Genomic DNA, 16692 nt, shown 5'->3' with positions numbered 1-16692 from the left:
CGCAGGAGAAGGCTGGCATGGCGCGCCCCTCAGGGCGCGGCGTGCAAATGATGTAGCACGATGTTCTTCAGCAGCGGCAATTGTCCATGAAAGAAATGACCGACTCCGGGCACAACTGTGACAGGAAGTGACTGCGGGCGGGCCCAGTCGAGCACCGAGGCGAGCGGGACCACGTCATCGGTTTCGCCGTGCACCACCAGGGTGCGAGGCTGCAGTTCGGCGGCGACCGGCGCCACCGTGAAGCGGCTGGCGGCAGTGCCGACCAGCACCAGCTGGTCGAGGTGGCGGCCCTGCTGCTGCAGGCGGGCGGCGCCATGGCTGGTGACGAAGGCGCCGAAGGAGAAGCCGGCCAGCGCCAGCGCACCCTGGGGCGCCACCTGATCGATGACCTGCATCAGGTCGTCCGCTTCGCCACGGCCTTCGTCGTGCGTGCCGGCGCTGGCGCCGACGCCGCGGAAGTTGTAGCGCACCGCGATCCAGCCATCCTGCACGAAGGCGCGGGCCAGGGTCTGCACCACCTTGTTGGTCATGCTGCCGCCGAACAGGGGGTGCGGATGCGAGATGACGGCGACGCCGCGCGGCGTGCCTTCGGGCTGGTCGCGCAGCGCCTCGATGGCGCCGGCGGCGCCCTGCAACTGCAGGGCTTCGGTCTGGGCATTCATGCGCTGGAGCCCTTTCAGCGACCGGCTTCGGGCGGCACCAGCAGGCGCTCCACGACCTTGCCGTTCTTCAGGTGCGACTCGATGATTTCGTCGATGTCGGCCTGGTCGACATAGGTGTACCAGACGGCTTCGGGGTAGACCACGGCAACCGGGCCGGCCGAGCAGCGGTCCAGACAGCCTGCCTTGTTGATGCGGACCTTGCCGGGGCCGCTCAGGCCCTGCTGCTTCGCCTGCTCCTTGCAGTAGGTGAACATGGCGTCGGCATTGTGGTCGGCACAGCAGGCCTCGCCGTTCTCGCGCTTGTTGAGGCAGAAGAAGACGTGGCGCTGGAAGTAGGACGCGGGCGCTGCCGGATCCGGCGCGTCGGCAGTCTGGGCAGGGGAATCGTTCATGCGGACATTGTAGGTTCAAGCGCCATGCGCTGGCGGGGATGCGGGGATTGCAGCGGGGCGGCGCACCAGCCGCACCATGACGTAGGCCAGCGCTGCATAGGGCCAGAGCCAGCCGAGCCACTGCGTGAGGCCGTAGAGGCGGATGAAACTGCGCTGCATCCAGTTCTCGACGGCCCAGCGGTAGTAGACGGAGACCGCGGCATCGTTGACGACCTGCAGCTGGGCAATCAGTGCCAGCAAGGCCAGCAGCCAGAGCACGCGACGCGGCAGCCAGAGCGAGGCCAGACCCAGCACCACGGCAACGGGAACGGCGCGCTCGAGCAGGCCCGGCGGCCATTCTGCCGCCAGTTCGGGGCCGAATGCGAGCTGTTGCGCCAGGGCGGTCGCGCCCAGCCCTGCCAGCAGGCAACCGAGCAGCGCCACCACGCGCAGGCGGCGCGAAGGGATGATGGCGTAGGCCAGCAGGCTGGGAATCCACAGGCCCAGCGTCATCACCATCAGCTCGATGCCGGGCAGCATGGGCTGGAATTCGATGGCACGCAAAGGCAGCCATTCGAGGAACGGCGTGCCGGCCAGCCAGCTGGCGAGCCACAGTTCAGCACGCTCGAGCACCTGGCCCAGGCCGAACGGGACTTCCAACGGATAAAGCAAGGCACAGGGCCAGAGCACCAGCAGCACCATGGCACCGCGGGCATCGGGGGTGAACCAGCGGGCACGCAGCACGCTCCAGCGGCCGACGGCGCCGAGGCGGTCGATGCCGCGGGCGGCCAGTGCGCCCAGCAGCGCACCACCGGCGTTGAGCAGGGTATCGAGGTTGGACTGGATGCGGTTGGGCAGCCAGCATTGCAGGCTCTCCATGGTCAGCGAGAGCAGCGTGGCCGCGAGCAGCACCAGCGGCACGCTCCAGCGGCGCAGCGTGTCCTGCCCATCGCGCAGCAGGCCGAGCGTGAGCAGGAAGCCGAGCGGCAGGTAGGCCAGCACGTTGCCGATGATGTCGAACCAGGTCCAGTAGTGCGGCAGCGGCGCGGCGACGAATTCCCAGCAGCCGACGCCACGGTCGTGCCAGCCCCGGAACGGGAACAGCGAGGCGTAGATGATCAGCGCCAGCCAGGCAGCCGCCAGCGGCCAGGCCGTGCTGCTGGCCGGGGGATGGGAGATGGGCTTGTGGGTGGAAGGCTGGGTGGAAGGTGCCATGCCGGGTCACGGGCCTGCGGGCGGCGAAGAATGCATCCGCGCCGCTGATGATAGCCGGGGCTCTGCCGGCAGGGCCCGGGGAGTTCAAAAAAAACCCCGGCACGCGGCCGGGGTTCAAATGCATCTTGCTGGCGGGGTGGCCAGCAAAATCCCGCCCAGGGAGGAAGGCGGGGGGCACAGGGCCCGGAGTCCAATGTATCAAGTTTGCGGCGGGTTACGCCCCCTTTTTTCTTCTGTTCAAGCAAGTTGCAAGCTGTTGCATTTACTTGCAGGATATGCCTCAGCGCAGGGCAAAGCCCATCACCCGCCACTGGTTGTCGGTATCGAGGAAGTAGGTGACGCGCTCGAACCCACTGCGGTTGTTGGCGAACTGGCTCAGGAAGGTGACGTTGACATACTGGCCGGCAGGGGCCTGCGGGCCCTTGGCATCCTTGGCCGGCTCGGGCAGGATCAGGCGGTTGACGGCGACCCAGACCCGCTGCTGCGCCGGGCCGAGCTCCTTGTAGCGCTCGGCGCTGTTCTTGACGAAGGTGGACTGCTTGTCGAGCTTCTTCATCTGGGCGCTGGCTTCCTTCCAGATGTCGGCAGCCTTGCCCTGGGACACGTCGTTGAGTGCCGCCTGCGCCGCGTTGACGAAGGTGTTGGGATCGGCCGCCTGGAAGCCGGGCTGCGCCTGGGCCGGTGCCAATGCCAGGGCCGCGGCGGCAGCCAGGCCGAAACGGAATGCGTGCGGGATGTGCATGAGTCGGAACTCCATAACGGAAAGGTTGTGAGCGATTCATTATGCGGTCCAAATGCCGACTTGTGCCGAGCTTGATCCCCGACCATGCCTTTGATTGCAGGTGCGACATAGAATCAGGGACGGCCACTCACGGCCATGCTCCTTACCGAGATGGATTGCCCATGACTCCCTACGCCCCCTACCCGCTTGGCCGCCCGCGCCGTCTGCGCTTCGATGACTTCACCCGCCGCATGGTGCGCGAGCACCAGGTGACGCCGGATGACTTCATCTACCCGGTATTCCTGCACGAGGGCAGCAACCGGCGCCAGGCCGTGGCCAGCATGCCCGGTGTGGAACGCCTGTCGATCGACCTGCTGCTGCCGGTAGCCGAGCGCTGCCTGGAGCTGGGCGTGCCCTGCATCGACCTGTTCCCGGCGATCGATGCCGAACGCAAGGATGTGGACGGCAGCGAGGCGCTGAATCCGGACGGGCTGGTGCCGCGCGCGATCCAGGCGCTGAAGAAGGAGTTTCCCGAACTGGGCGTGATGACCGACGTGGCACTGGACCCCTACACCAGCCACGGCCAGGATGGCGTGATCGACGAGAGCGGCTATATCCTGAACGACACCACGGTGGAGATCCTGACGCGCATGGCGGTGCTGCATGCGCAGGCGGGTGCCGACATCATCTCGCCCAGCGACATGATGGATGGCCGCATCCTGAGCATGCGCGACGCTTTGGAGGAGGAAGGCTTGGTCAACACCCGCCTGATGGCCTACAGCGCCAAGTATGCAAGTGCCTTCTACGGCCCGTTCCGCGAGGCGGTAGGCTCTGCCGCCAGCCTGGGCAAGAGCAACAAGAAGAACTACCAGATGGACCCGGCCAATGGCGACGAAGCGCTGCGCGAAGTGGCGCTGGACATTGCCGAAGGCGCGGACATGGTGATGGTCAAGCCCGGGCTGCCCTATCTGGACATCGTCTGGCGCGTGAAGGAGGCCTTCCGGATGCCGACTTTTGCCTACCAGGTGAGCGGCGAATACGCCATGCTCAAGGCCGCGGCGCAGAATGGCTGGATCGACCATGATGCGGTGATGATGGAATCGCTGCTGGCCTTCAAGCGCGCGGGTGCCGACGGCATCCTGACCTATTCTGCGCTCGAGGCAGCCGAGTGGCTGCGCCAGCATGGCTGAAGCTCCTGATTCGGGGGCACCGGACTCGCTGAAGGTCATCGAGTTCACCGCCGGCAGCCTGCGTGTGGCCGACCGGTTGCCGCAGGCAGCGCCGGAGGACGGCTTCGTGTGGATCTATCTCGAGCGCGACGAGCTGGACCTCGCCCTGCCGCTGCTGCAGCGGGCAGCGCAGACGCTGGGAGGCTCGCAGCTGCTCGATCTGCACACCCTGGATCTGGGGCTGGACATCCACCCCTCGAATTACGACTACACCTCGGTCTACGATCTGATCGTGTTCCGGCGGCTGGCACTGCCCGGAGAGAGCGGGGACGACCTGGCCGGCGACCGCAGCGAGGCTCCACCGGGCACGCCGGGCCAGTCACAAAGCCGGCTGGCCACCTTCGGCCGCATCCGCTCGCAGGCGGTGGGCTTCGTGATTTTCGACCGGCTGCTGATCAGCGTGCATCCGGCGGGCTGCCCGACGGCGCGCGGCTTCGTCAAGCGCTTCCTGGCAGATATCCAGCAGGGCATGGATGCCGCTACGGCACGCTCGCGCCGCCCCACCAGCCCGGCCGATCTGGTGCTGCGCATGATCAACGGCATGGTGGACAGCTACCTCGAGCTGCGCCGCGACCTGACGGCCGAACTGGAACGCTGGCAGGTGCACCTGTTGCGCAACAATGCGCGCAATACCGACTGGAACGCGCTGATGCATGCGCGCAGCCAGCTGCACGTGCTGGAAGACCTGTGCGAAGAACAGCTCGATGCCATGCAGGAATGGCTGGACAGCCTGCGCGAGCAGCCGCTGGAGTCCTTCCACAGCCAGCCTGCCCAGGCCCAGGAACAGCGCGACATGCTGGTGGCTCGTGCGCGCGACGTGGTGGAGCATATCGAGCGCGTGATGCAGCATGCACGCCGGCTGCAGCAGTCTGCCGAAACCGTGGTGCAGATCCACTTCAGCGCCCAGGGCAACCGCACCAACGACATCATGCGCGTGCTGACCACGCTGACCGCCATCTTTCTGCCTTTGAACCTGATCGCCGGCGTGTTCGGCATGAACTTCAAGGAAATGCCGCTGCTGGACTGGCGCATCGGCTTCTGGGTAGCGACCGGCACTATGGCACTGATTGCGCTGGGGCTGAGCCTGTGGTTCTGGCGCAAGCGCTACCTGGATTCGGATCGCTGAGGACCACGCTGCCCCACAGGGTGAATCCCGAGGAATCGGGAGTGCTTGGCGCGGTAGCATGTGCCGATGGCCCGACCTGCTGCATCCTCTTCGTCAAGTCCAAGTTTTGACACCATCATCGTCGGCGCCGGCACCGCCGGCTGCCTGCTGGCCAACCGGCTCAGCGCCAACCCGAAGCGCCGCGTGCTGCTGATCGAGGCCGGCGGCAAGGACGACTACCATTGGATCCACATTCCGGTCGGCTACCTGTACTGCATCGGCAACCCGCGTACCGACTGGCTCTACCAGACCGAGCCCGATGCGGGACTGAACGGCCGGGTGCTGCGCTATCCGCGCGGCAAGACGCTGGGCGGCTGCAGCAGCATCAACGGCATGATCTACATGCGTGGCCAGTCGCGCGACTACGACCGGTGGGCCGAACTGACGGGCGACGCGGCGTGGCGCTGGGACCAGTGCCTGCCCTACTTCCGCCTGCACGAGGACTATCACAAGGGCGCCGATGCGCACCATGGCGCCCAGGGCACGCTTCCCGAGCTGCTGCAGCAGGATACGCCCTACTTTCGCACCCTGCGCGAGCAGGGGGCAGGCGGCGAATGGCGGGTGGACAAGCAGCGGCTGCACTGGCCCATCCTCGAAGCCTTTGCTCAGGCGGCACGCCAGGCCGGGATTGCCGAAAGCACGGATTTCAACCGGGGAAGCAATGAGGGGGTCGGCTATTTCGAGGTCAACCAGAAGGCCGGCTGGCGCTGGAACGCGGCCAAGGCCTTTCTGCGCCCGACCTGCCTGCGCCGACCCAATTTCACGCTGTGGACCGGGAGCCAGGTGGCACGCCTGCTGTTCGAGCCGGCCCAGGGGAACCAGCCCCCGCGCTGCACCGGTGTGGAGGTCTGGAACGGGCGCGAACGCGTAACGGCCATGGCTGCCGGCGAGGTCATCCTGAGCGCCGGCAGCATCGGCTCGGCCCAGCTGCTGCAGCTCTCGGGCGTTGGGCCGGCGGACCTGCTGCAGCAGCACGGCATTGCACCCGTCGCCGAGCTGCCCGGTGTCGGCGCCAATCTGCAGGACCACCTGCAGATCCGCTCGGTCTACAAGGTGCGCGACGTGCGCACGCTCAATACGCTGTCGGCCAGTCTGCGTGGCAAGGCCGGCATCGGGCTGGAATACCTGCTGCGGCGCAGCGGCCCGATGAGCATGGCACCCAGCCAGCTGGGCGCCTTCACCCGCAGCAGCGAGGACTATGCCTGGCCGAATATCGAATACCACGTGCAGCCGCTGTCGCTGGAGGCTTTCGGCGAACCGCTGCACGGTTTCGATGCCTTCACCGCCAGCGTCTGCAACCTGAACCCCGGCAGCCGCGGCACGGTGCGCATCAAGAGCCCGCGCTTCAGCGATGCGCCGGCAATCGCACCCAATTATCTCGCTACCGAAGAAGACCGCAAGGTGGCCGCAGACAGCCTGCGCGTGACGCGGCGCATCGTGGCGCAGCCGGCGCTGCAGCCGTATGCGCCGGAAGAATTCAAGCCCGGCGTGCAATACCAGACGGACGAGGAGCTGGCGCGGCTGGCCGGCGATATTGCCAGCACGATCTTCCACCCCGTAGGCACCACCAGAATGGGACGCGACGACGATCCCCTGGCCGTGGTGGACAGCCGCCTGCGCGTGCGCGACGGGCGCGGCGGCCGGATTGCCGGTCTGCGCGTGGTGGATGCCGGCATCATGCCCACCATCACCAGCGGCAATACCAACAGCCCGACGCTGATGATTGCCGAGAAGGCGGCGCAATGGATTGCCGCAACACACGCCCGAGATGGCGATCCCGGGTAATCCCCATGTGGTATTCAGGGTAATTCAGGGAAAACCTTGACAGGCCCATGTAAGCCCAGTGGATATAGTTGAGTTACTCGCTGCTTCGGCAATCCGCAGCAGTGGCGAGGGATGAGGAGACAAACCAAATCGAGTGCACCATGCACCAAGCCGATACCTGAACGGTATCGGCTTTTTTTATTCCGGCGGCCGGCGCGTGGCCGGCCGCACATGCCCTCAACGGACGTAGGCAGATTCGCCATGGCTGCTGATGTCGAGACCGACGCGTTCGTCCTCCTCGCTCACGCGCAGTCCGATCAGCTTGTCGACCAGCACAAAGGCCAGTAGCGAGACCACTGCAGACCAGACCAGCGTGATCAGCACGCCCTCGGCCTGCACCCACAACTGGTGCAGCATGGCGTAATCGGCTGCGCCCGTGCCGCCCAGTGCCGGAGCGCTGAACACCCCGGTGAGCAAGGCCCCCAGAATGCCGCCCACGCCGTGCACGCCGAAAGCATCAAAGGCATCGTCCACGCCCAGCAGGCGCTTGAGTCCGGTCACGCCCCAGAAACACACGGGGCCGGCGGCGATGCCCAGCACAATGGCGCCCATCGGGCCGACGGTACCGGCAGCCGGCGTGACGACCACCAGGCCGGCGATGGCGCCCGAGGCGGCACCCAGCATGGACGGCTTGCGTCCCAGCAGGCGTTCGGTGGTAATCCACGACAGGGTGGCTGCAGCGGCCGCACCCAGCGTGTTGACGAATGCCAGCGCCGCCACGCCGCTGGCTTCGAGTGCGGAACCGGCGTTGAATCCGAACCAGCCCACCCACAGCAGCGCAGCGCCCACCATGGTCAGGGTCAGGCTGTGCGGCATCAGCGCTTCGCGTCCCAGGCCGATACGCCGGCCCACCAGTCTCGCTCCCACCAGGCCGGCCACGCCGGCATTGATGTGCACCACGGTGCCGCCGGCAAAATCCAGCGCGCCCTTGCCGAACAGATAGCCCTGCCCCGACCACACCATGTGGGCAATCGGCAGGTAGCTGAACGTGAGCCACAGCACGATGAACGCCAGTACCGCAGAAAAGCGGACGCGCTCGGCAAATGCGCCGACGATGATGCCGCAACTGATCGCGGCAAACGAGCCCTGAAAGGCAACGAATGCCAGTTCAGGCAGCTTGGACTGCGCGCTGAAGGTGTCCGACAGGCTGGCGGCGTTCACACCGGCGAGGAACAGCTTGCCGAAGTCACCCAGCACGGCATTGCCACCGCTGAAGGCCAGGCTGTAGCCGAATACCAGCCAGAGCACGCTGACCAGCGCGAACACGACAAAAACCTGCATCAGCACCGACAGCATGTTCTTGGCGCGCGCCATGCCGCCGTAGAACAGCGCCAGACCGGGAATGCTCATCATCACGACCAACAGTGTGGCCGTCAGCAACCAGGCGACATCGCCCTTGTTGACGCTGGCCTCAGCGACCGCAGCGGGCGCTGCCTGCGCCCAGACGGCGGGGGCAAGCAGCATGCCGGACAGGCCGGCGAGCAGGAAAAAAATGGGCTTTCTCATGATCAGGATCCTCCCGAGTTTCTGCCAGTTACAGGGCAACACTGCCGCTCTCGCCAGTGCGAATGCGGATGACCTGTTCCAGGCTAGTGACAAAAATCTTGCCGTCGCCGATCTTGCCGGTGCGCGCGCTGCTCTCGATCGCCTCGAGCGCCTGCTCCAGCAGCGCGTCATCCACGGCGGCCTCAAGCTTCACCTTGGGCAGAAAGTCGACCACGTATTCGGCGCCCCGGTATAGTTCGGTATGGCCCTTCTGGCGGCCAAAGCCTTTCACTTCGGTGACGGTAATGCCCTGCACGCCAATCTCGGACAGGGCCTCGCGGACTTCATCGAGCTTGAAGGGCTTGATGATGGCGGTGATGAGTTTCATGTTGCTTCCCCTGAGTGTGAATGTGATGTTGACTAGAAAACGGCCTTGAGTCCGGCAATGGCGCGCGGACGGTTGATATCGCCCCAGCTGGTGCGCCGGTCGGCACCCGCAATCCCGGCAGTCAGGGTCAGGTGCGGCTGGAATTCCCAGGCCAGTCCCAGGCTGTAGTCCGAATAGTCCGACAGGCCGCCGGCGCGCACCTGCGCAGGCAGGAAGGTGTGGCCGAGTGCTGCCTGCAAGCCCAGGCCGGAACCCAGCGGGTGGCTCCAGGCAAGGTTCACATAGCCGGTTCCGCGACCGCCGTCGAGTCCGAAATAGCGACGCGACACAGTGTGCGAGTACTTCAGCGTCAGTTCTTCCCAGCTGCCGGCCGCGTAGACTTCGGTGGTGTTGAGGCGTGCATCTCCCGGATACTGGTAGCGCAATAGGCCGAAATCCCAGTTCACCGGGCCCGTGCTGGTACGGTAGCCACCATAGAAATCCATTTCTACGCGGGCATCCTTGTTCAGGCGCACGCTGGAATTCCAGTTGCCCAGATAAAAGCCGTTGGCAAAACTGTAGTCGAGCCCGCCCTGCAGCGCCGGGCGCACGGCGCGGGTCTTGCCGCTGTCGGAGACATACTGGTCCTGGCCCCGATACTTGTAGAGGCTGACCAGCCCGACATTGACGCTCAGGGGCGAAGGGGCCGCCTCGGGAGCAGGGCTGGTGGCAAGCTGCGCCAGGCAGGCTTGCGTCAGGAACAGGGACGGAATCAGGACGGCACTTGAACGGAGGGCAAAATTTCCCGGCATGGAACTTCCTTTCAGGATGTGGATGAGAGACATCCCAAGCCAAGCACAAAACATGCCAACTTCATTTTTTCGGTGCCCCACGCCGGGACTGCCCCCTTGCAAGCCCGTGCTCCGGTTTCCCATGCACACCCTTGTTGCAATTGCTTGCACTGCTTTGGTGCAATCACGGCCCTGTTGCCGGGAGTTGCCGGCCCGGAGCGCCGTGCAGCGAAGCAGCCGGCATAATCAGCCGCAAGTGCCCTGGCACCCAGACCGCCATCCCCGGCGGCATTCATCCATCGAGAGGAGACACCCATGAGCAACAGCCAGACCATCGACATCCAGTCCACCGACGGCACCGGCACGTTCAGTGCCTATGTCGCCGTTCCGCCCTCCGGCAAGGGGCCGGCACTGGTCATCTGCCAGGAAATCTTTGGCGTGAACGCCACCATGCGCGAGGTTGCCGACGGATTTGCACAGGAGGGTTTCGTGGCCGTGGTGCCGGATCTGTTCTGGCGCCTGGAGCCCGGCGTCGAGCTGGATTACACGCCGGAAGGCTGGCAGAGCGCGTTCGGCTTCTTCAACAGCTTCGACCAGGACGTGGGGACGCAGGACATTGCCGCCACCTTGCGCGCTGCACGCGCCCTGCCCGAATGCCAGCAGCACGACAAGGCCGGCGTAGTCGGCTATTGTCTGGGTGGCAAGATGGCCTATCTGGCAGCCTGTCGTACCGACGCAGCGGTGTCGGTCGGCTACTACGGTACCGGCATCGAGAACAGGCTGGACGAAATGGACAACATCCAGGGCCGGCTGGTGCTGCACTTTGCCGGCAATGACGAATACTGCCCGCCCGAGGCGCAGGCGCAAATCCGCGCCGCCGCCGAAGGCCGTGCGAATGTGGCCATTTACGACTATCCGGGGGTGCAGCATGCTTTCTCGCGTCCGCGCGGCGATCACTACGCTGCTGCCGCCGACGCGCTGGCACGCGCACGCACGCTGAAGGCGCTGCGCGAAGTGCTGCGCTGAACAGCCGCTGGGGGCGTCAAGCCCTTGCCAGGGGAATGGGCGACATGGCCAGCCCCCCGGCCACGGAGCGGGCTTAGTGCTTCATCATGGCGCCGTGCCCCTGGCTCCCCTGGGGCGCCAGGCTTTGCACGGTGGCCTGCACCTGCTTGGTGATGGTCTTGCCCTTGGCTGCGCCCTCGAAGGTCAGTGTCAGCGGCACCTGCTCGCCCGCCTTGAGCGGCTGCTTGAGGTCCATCAGCATCACGTGGTAGCCGCCCGGCTTCAGCTCGAGCGGCTTGCCCTTGCCCAGCGCAATGCCGTCCACGCGGCGCATTTTCATCACGTTGTCCTGCATCACCATCTCGTGGATCTCGGCCACGCCGGCCACAGGTGAACTGGCGGCAACCAGACGCAGATCCTGGTCGGCCTGCAGGCGCATGAAGGCACCGGTGGCACGCTGTGCCGGCACGGTGCCGCGCACCCAGGGATCGCTGACGGTGACATCGGCCTGTGCCAGTGTGGCGGCGCCAAACAGGGCGAGAGCAAGGGCGAGGTGTTTCATGAGATGACTCCGGGATAGGTTGAAAGCGCCGGCTTCGCCGAGGGGCCGGGTGCTGGGCATGCCTGCCGGATCACCGTTCCGCCAGCCTGCGCGATGCATGGCATTATGCCGGCCACGACCAGCAGCCGGCTTGATCCGGATCGGCCGGAGGCCACCTTCCTGCCTCCAGCGATTGCTCCGCTGGCCACCACCGGCGTACGCCTCGCAGCAAACGCGGCGGCGTCCGCCCTTTCCTACAGCCACTGGTTCCGGGTTCCTACGGGCAGGACTGACGCGGCCGCTTAGCATGAAAGCCATGGTTGCACTGCACCTGCCACCCAATGGCAAGGCAGCCATTCCGAAGCCATCCGGCTACCTGGAACGATCATGAAAGGAAACACCATGACTGCGATCAACAAGGACACCATCGAAGGCAACTGGAAACAGCTCAAGGGCAAGGTCAAGGAACAGTGGGGCAAGCTCACCGACGACGACCTGGACGTGATTGCCGGCAAGCGCGACCAGCTGGTCGGCCGCCTGCAGGAACGTGCCGGCATTGCCCGCGACGAGGCTGAAAAGCAGGTCAAGGATTGGGAAGGCCGCAATCCCGACTGGAAGTGGCTCTAATGCTGCCTTTGCGCACGCTGCTGTAACACCGGATCGCGTCGTCTGTGGACGGCGCTGGTCCCGAAATCCCCGCCGGCTTCGGCCTGCGGGGATTTTTGCGTTTGTGGGGCGCATTCCTGTCGAAATGCAGCAATAATTAGTACTTTAAATTTAATTATTGCTGCATGAGCCTCGCCCTGATTCCCACCCGCGCCCTGCTTGGCCTGTCTGCGCCCGCGGTCACCGTCGAAGTGCATCTGGCCAATGGCCTGCCGAGTTTCACGCTGGTGGGACTGGCCGATACCGAGGTGAAGGAGGCGCGCGAACGGGTGCGCAGCGCCATCCACAATGCAGGGCTGGAGTTTCCCAACAACAAGCGCATTACTGTGAATCTGGCGCCTGCGGATCTGCCCAAGGATTCCGGGCGCTTCGATCTGCCGATTGCGATCGGCATTCTGGCTGCGAGCGGGCAGATGGATGCGGCGCGGCTGGGCGGGCATGTGTTTGCCGGGGAGTTGTCGCTGTCCGGGGAGCTGCGGCCGGTGCGGGGCGCACTTGCCATGGCGGCGGCACTGGTGGAACAAGGGGAGCAACTGCCGCTGGTGCTGCCGCCCGGCAGTGCGGAAGAAGCGGCGCTGGTGCCTGGCTCCCGCGTGTACCGGGCGCGCCATCTGCGCGATGTGGTGGCACGCTTCCAGGCTCCCGGCGCAACCGCCATGCCTGCATCCGAAGACGAAGATGGCTGGCAGTTGCTGCAGGCCGATCCTGTGCTGCCCACGCCGGACTATCCCGATCTGGCTGACGTGAAAGGCCAGGCCGCGGCACGGCGGGCGCTGGAAATTGCGGCTGCCGGCGGCCATAGTCTGCTGCTCGTGGGGCCTCCTGGCGCGGGGAAGTCCATGCTGGCCCGCCGCTTTGCCGGCTTGCTGCCGCCGATGCGCACGGAAGAGGCACTGGCTTCGGCCGCCGTGGCCAGTCTGGCGGGGCGTTTCCGTCCGGAGCACTGGGGGCGGCGCCCGCTGCAGCAACCCCATCACAGCGCCAGCGCGGTTGCATTGGTGGGCGGTGGATCACCCCCGCGACCCGGGGAGATCAGCCTTTCCCATAATGGAATTTTGTTTCTGGACGAACTCCCGGAGTTTCCCCGTCCCGCTCTGGAGGCCTTGCGCGAGCCACTGGAAACCGGCCAGATCCATATTTCCCGCGCGGCGCAGCAAGCCTGCTTCCCGGCCCGTTTCCAGCTGGTGGCAGCCATGAATCCCTGCCCCTGCGGTTATCTGGGCAGCCGCATCCGCCCCTGCCGCTGCACGCCGGAACAGGTCAGCCGCTACCAGGGCAAGCTCAGCGGGCCATTGCTCGATCGCATCGACCTGCATCTGGAAGTGCCGGCTCTCGCGCCCGAAGAACTGATGCAAGCCCCTGCCGGACCGGATACGGCCAGCACGCGCGAACGTGTCTGTGCCGCCCGCGAACATGCCCTGCAGCGTCAGGACCAGCCCAATGCCGCGCTGCAGGGACAGGCACTCGAAAACGCCGTGCCACTGGGGGAGGAAGCGCGACGCTTCCTGCAGCAGGCCGCCACCCGGCTCGGCTGGAGCGCACGCAGCATGCACCGCACCCTGCGCGTGGCGCGCACCGTCGCCGATCTGGCGGACAGCGCCGACGTACAGATCCCGCATGTGGCCGAGGCCATCCAGCTGCGGCGCGGGCTGCTGCACGCGCATTAGCAGCGGCAGGCAGCCGGGATGCACAGGTACCGGCGCCCCGCCCGGACACTGGCAGGCGGCTTCTGTCAGCCCCGCTCCACAGGGCGCTTACAGCCCCAGATTCGGCGCCAGAGCGCGTTCCACATCGGCCTGCGCCGCACCGCTGCGCCCAGCCATGTCCTGCGCCTGGTCCGCGCCGATCTTGCCCACGTTGAAGTAGGTACTCTCGGGGTGGCTGAAGTAGAAGCCGCTCACGCTGGCCGGCGGCGTCATGGCATAGCTTTCGGTCAGGCCCATGCCGATCTCCTCGGCGCGCAGCAAACCGAACAGCGGACGCTTGACGCGGTGGTCCGGGCAGGCCGGATACCCCGGTGCCGGGCGGATGCCTACGTACTGCTCGCCGATCAGCTGCTCGTTGCTCAGTGCCTCGCCCGCCGCGTAACCCCACAGGTCGGTACGCACGCGCTGGTGCAGCATTTCGGCAAAGGCCTCGGCCAGGCGGTCAGCCAGCGCCTTGAACAAGATGCTGGAGTAGTCGTCATGCGTGGCGGCAAACACCGCTTCCTGCTTCTCGGCGCCGATGCCGGCGGTGACGGCAAAGCCACCCAGATAGTCGGCCCCGGGTCGTGCGACGGTGCTGTCGTACGGCGTGCCTGCTGTTGCCTCCCACACCGCACGCGGCGCCACGAAGTCCGCCAGACAGCGGCTCGGCCGCATCACGCCGTCGATCTCCTGCTTCTCGGTCTGCTGGCGCAGTCCGTACCAGGTCAGCACCGGCGTGCTGCGGCTTGCGTCGGCATACAGCTCGATATCGTCATCGCGCACGGTGTTGGCGGGCCAGAAACCCAGCACGCCATTGGCGGTGAGCCACTTGTTGTCGATGATCTGCTTGAGCATGGCCTGGCCGTCGGCGAACACCTTGCGCGCCTCCTCGCCCACGATTTCGTCGTCCAGGATGGCCGGGAACTTGCCGGCCAGATCCCAGGTCTGAAAGAACGGGCCCCAGTCGATGTATTTCGCCAGCTCGGCCAGATCGACGTTGCGGAATTCGCGCCGGCCGATGAACTTGGGCACCGGCGGCTGGTAGCCGTTCCAGTCGATCGGCGTGCGGTTGGCACGTGCCTTGTCCAGCGGCCAGAGCGGAATCTGCTTCTTGTTGGCGTGCTGGCTGCGCACCTTGTCGTAGTCGGCCTGCAGCTCCTGCAGAAAGCCCGGTGCTGCGTCACCCAGCAGGTTCTGCGCCACGCCCACGCTGCGCGAGGCATCGGGCACGTACACCACCGGCCCCTCGTAATGCGGCGCGATCTTCACCGCCGTATGCACGCGGCTGGTAGTGGCGCCGCCGATCAGCAGCGGGATCTTCTTGATGCGGAAATAGTCGTCCTTCTGCATCTCGCCTGCCACGTACTGCATCTCTTCCAGACTCGGCGTGATCAGGCCGCTCAGACCGACGATGTCCGCGCCCTCGCACTTGGCCTTGGCCAGAATCTCGTGGCAGGGCACCATCACGCCCATGTTCACCACCTCGAAGTTGTTGCACTGCAGCACCACGGTGACGATGTTCTTGCCGATGTCGTGCACATCGCCCTTCACTGTGGCGATCACGATCTTGCCCTTGGACTTCACGTCCATGCCGGCGGCTTCCTGCTGGCGCTTTTCTTCCTCGATGTAGGGCACCAGATGCGCCACCGCCTGCTTCATGACGCGCGCGGATTTCACCACCTGCGGCAGGAACATCTTGCCCTGGCCGAACAGGTCGCCGACGATGTTCATGCCATCCATCAGCGGGCCCTCGATCACGTGCAGCGGGCGGCCGCCGTCAGCGATGATCTGCTGGTAGGTTTCTTCCGTGTCCTCGACGATGAAGTCGGTGATGCCGTGCACCAGCGCGTGGCTCAGACGCTCCTTCACCGGCAGCGCGCGCCATTCCAGCTTCTTGCTGTCGTCCTTGGCTGCGCCCTTGGCGCGCTCGGCAATCTCGAGCAGTCGCTCGGCGGCATCGGGGCGGCGGTTCAGCACCACGTCTTCCACGCGCTCGCGCAGCTCCGCGTCCAGCTCGTCGTACACGCCGATCATGCCGGCGTTGACAATGCCCATGTCCATGCCGGCCTGGATCGCGTGGTACAGGAACACGGTGTGGATCGCCTCGCGCACCGGCTCGTTGCCGCGGAAGGAGAAGCTCACGTTGGAGACGCCGCCGCTCACCTTGGCGCCAGGCAGGTGCTGCTTGATCCAGCGCGTGGCGTTGATGAAGTCGACCGCGTAGTTGTTGTGCTCCTCGATGCCGGTGGCAATGGCGAAGATGTTGGGGTCGAAGATGATGTCTTCCGGCGGAAAGCCCACCTCGTCCACGAGCACGCGGTAGGCGCGCTCGCAGATCTCGGTCTTGCGCTGGAAAGTATCGGCCTGGCCCACTTCATCGAAAGCCATCACCACCACGGCCGCGCCGTAGCGCTTGCACAGCGTGGCCTCGTGTTTGAACTTGTCCAGCCCTTCCTTCATGCTGATGGAGTTGACGATGGCCTTGCCCTGAATGCAGCGCAGCCCGGCCTCGATCACCTCCCACTTGGAGCTGTCCACCATGATCGGCACCTTGGCGATGTCCGGCTCGCTGGCGATCAGGTTCAGGAAGCGCACCATGGCGGCCTTGCTGTCGAGCATGGCCTCGTCCATGTTGATGTCGATGATCTGGGCGCCGTTCTCCACCTGCTGGCGTGCCACGGCCAGCGCTTCCTCGTACTGGTTGTTGAGGATCAGGCGCGCGAAGGCTTTGGAGCCAGTGACGTTGGTGCGCTCGCCGATGTTGACGAACAGGTGGCCCTGGCCGATGGTGAGCGGTTCCAGGCCGGACAGGCGCATGGGCGCTACGGGTGCGGCGGTGGTGAAAGAGGCGGAGTCAGACATGGCTACTCGATGGGGAAAGCGTGGCTCCGTGGGGCAGCATCACGCCAGGAGAAACATGGAAAACAGGCAGGTTGGGGCGATCACCCAGATGCGCCAGAGC

The 16692-nt window shown here is 65.7% G+C and carries 14 protein-coding genes and 1 pseudogene; 6 read left to right on the top strand and 9 right to left on the bottom strand.

Annotated elements, in window-relative coordinates; all coding sequences use genetic code 11:
* Positions 1 to 29: 29 nt before the first annotated feature.
* From ACX36O_RS13240 to ACX36O_RS13225, 4 genes are all read right to left on the bottom strand, one after another.
* Positions 30 to 662, bottom strand: coding sequence for an alpha/beta hydrolase (locus ACX36O_RS13240; RefSeq protein ID WP_213362191.1), 633 nt, complete (start codon positions 660 to 662; stop codon positions 30 to 32).
* 14 nt (positions 663 to 676) lie between these two features.
* Positions 677 to 1054 carry a (2Fe-2S) ferredoxin domain-containing protein gene (locus ACX36O_RS13235; RefSeq protein ID WP_213362190.1) on the bottom strand — a complete coding sequence of 126 codons (378 nt, stop codon included), beginning with the start codon at positions 1052 to 1054 and terminating at the stop codon, positions 677 to 679.
* A gap of 15 nt (positions 1055 to 1069) precedes the next feature.
* Entirely contained in the window at positions 1070 to 2248 is a 1179-nt protein-coding gene (locus ACX36O_RS13230; RefSeq protein ID WP_213362189.1) for a VanZ family protein, read from the bottom strand.
* A 280-nt stretch (positions 2249 to 2528) separates the two neighbouring features.
* Positions 2529 to 2990 (bottom strand): DUF4019 domain-containing protein, encoded by a 462-nt coding sequence (locus tag ACX36O_RS13225; protein ID WP_213362188.1) that lies wholly within the window; start codon positions 2988 to 2990, stop codon positions 2529 to 2531.
* 161 nt (positions 2991 to 3151) lie between these two features.
* Here ACX36O_RS13225 and hemB point away from each other — a divergent pair, with 161 nt between their 5' ends.
* The 3 genes from hemB to ACX36O_RS13210 all read left to right on the top strand — a co-directional run bounded on the left by hemB (position 3152) and on the right by ACX36O_RS13210 (position 7148).
* Positions 3152 to 4159 (top strand): porphobilinogen synthase, encoded by a 1008-nt coding sequence (gene hemB, locus ACX36O_RS13220; RefSeq protein WP_213362187.1) that lies wholly within the window; start codon positions 3152 to 3154, stop codon positions 4157 to 4159.
* Positions 4152 to 5324, top strand: coding sequence for a magnesium transporter CorA family protein (locus ACX36O_RS13215; RefSeq protein WP_371687074.1), 1173 nt, complete (start codon positions 4152 to 4154; stop codon positions 5322 to 5324). The genes hemB and ACX36O_RS13215 overlap by 8 nt, the downstream gene beginning before the upstream one ends.
* Positions 5325 to 5390: 66 nt before the next feature.
* Positions 5391 to 7148 (top strand): GMC family oxidoreductase, encoded by a 1758-nt coding sequence (locus ACX36O_RS13210; protein ID WP_371687073.1) that lies wholly within the window; start codon positions 5391 to 5393, stop codon positions 7146 to 7148.
* A gap of 216 nt (positions 7149 to 7364) precedes the next feature.
* Here the strand turns inward: ACX36O_RS13210 and ACX36O_RS13205 are convergent, their stop codons facing one another.
* From ACX36O_RS13205 to ACX36O_RS13195, 3 genes are read right to left on the bottom strand one after another with little or no spacing between them, the layout of a single operon-like run.
* A complete protein-coding gene (locus ACX36O_RS13205) occupies positions 7365 to 8693 on the bottom strand; it encodes an ammonium transporter (RefSeq protein WP_213362182.1) in 1329 nt (442 codons plus the stop codon).
* 28 nt (positions 8694 to 8721) lie between these two features.
* The gene (locus tag ACX36O_RS13200; RefSeq protein ID WP_213362181.1) at positions 8722 to 9060 is read right to left on the bottom strand and encodes a P-II family nitrogen regulator; all 339 of its coding nucleotides are present in this window, start codon (positions 9058 to 9060) and stop codon (positions 8722 to 8724) included.
* A 32-nt stretch (positions 9061 to 9092) separates the two neighbouring features.
* The gene (locus ACX36O_RS13195) at positions 9093 to 9851 is read right to left on the bottom strand and encodes a TorF family putative porin (RefSeq protein WP_213362180.1); all 759 of its coding nucleotides are present in this window, start codon (positions 9849 to 9851) and stop codon (positions 9093 to 9095) included.
* A gap of 294 nt (positions 9852 to 10145) precedes the next feature.
* Between ACX36O_RS13195 and ACX36O_RS13190 the strand changes: the two genes are divergently transcribed.
* Positions 10146 to 10856, top strand: a complete 711-nt coding sequence (locus ACX36O_RS13190; protein WP_213362179.1) for a dienelactone hydrolase family protein — start codon at positions 10146 to 10148, stop codon at positions 10854 to 10856.
* A gap of 73 nt (positions 10857 to 10929) precedes the next feature.
* Here the strand turns inward: ACX36O_RS13190 and ACX36O_RS13185 are convergent, their stop codons facing one another.
* Entirely contained in the window at positions 10930 to 11397 is a 468-nt protein-coding gene (locus ACX36O_RS13185) for a copper chaperone PCu(A)C (RefSeq protein WP_213362178.1), read from the bottom strand.
* 390 nt (positions 11398 to 11787) lie between these two features.
* Between ACX36O_RS13185 and ACX36O_RS13180 the strand changes: the two genes are divergently transcribed.
* Both ACX36O_RS13180 and ACX36O_RS13175 read left to right on the top strand, forming a co-directional pair.
* Entirely contained in the window at positions 11788 to 12003 is a 216-nt protein-coding gene (locus ACX36O_RS13180) for a CsbD family protein (RefSeq protein WP_213362786.1), read from the top strand.
* A gap of 164 nt (positions 12004 to 12167) precedes the next feature.
* The gene (locus ACX36O_RS13175; RefSeq protein ID WP_213362177.1) at positions 12168 to 13709 is read left to right on the top strand and encodes a YifB family Mg chelatase-like AAA ATPase; all 1542 of its coding nucleotides are present in this window, start codon (positions 12168 to 12170) and stop codon (positions 13707 to 13709) included.
* Positions 13710 to 13796: 87 nt separating this feature from the next.
* On the opposite strand, the pseudogene metH reads toward ACX36O_RS13175, so the two are convergent.
* Positions 13797 to 16619 (bottom strand): annotated as a pseudogene (gene metH / locus ACX36O_RS13170) (methionine synthase); the annotation flags it as partial.
* Positions 16620 to 16692: the final 73 nt, after the last annotated feature.

The sequence above is a fragment of the Brachymonas sp. KE5 genome, assembly GCF_057773645.1.
This window is presented reverse-complemented; position numbering and strand designations above follow the sequence as displayed.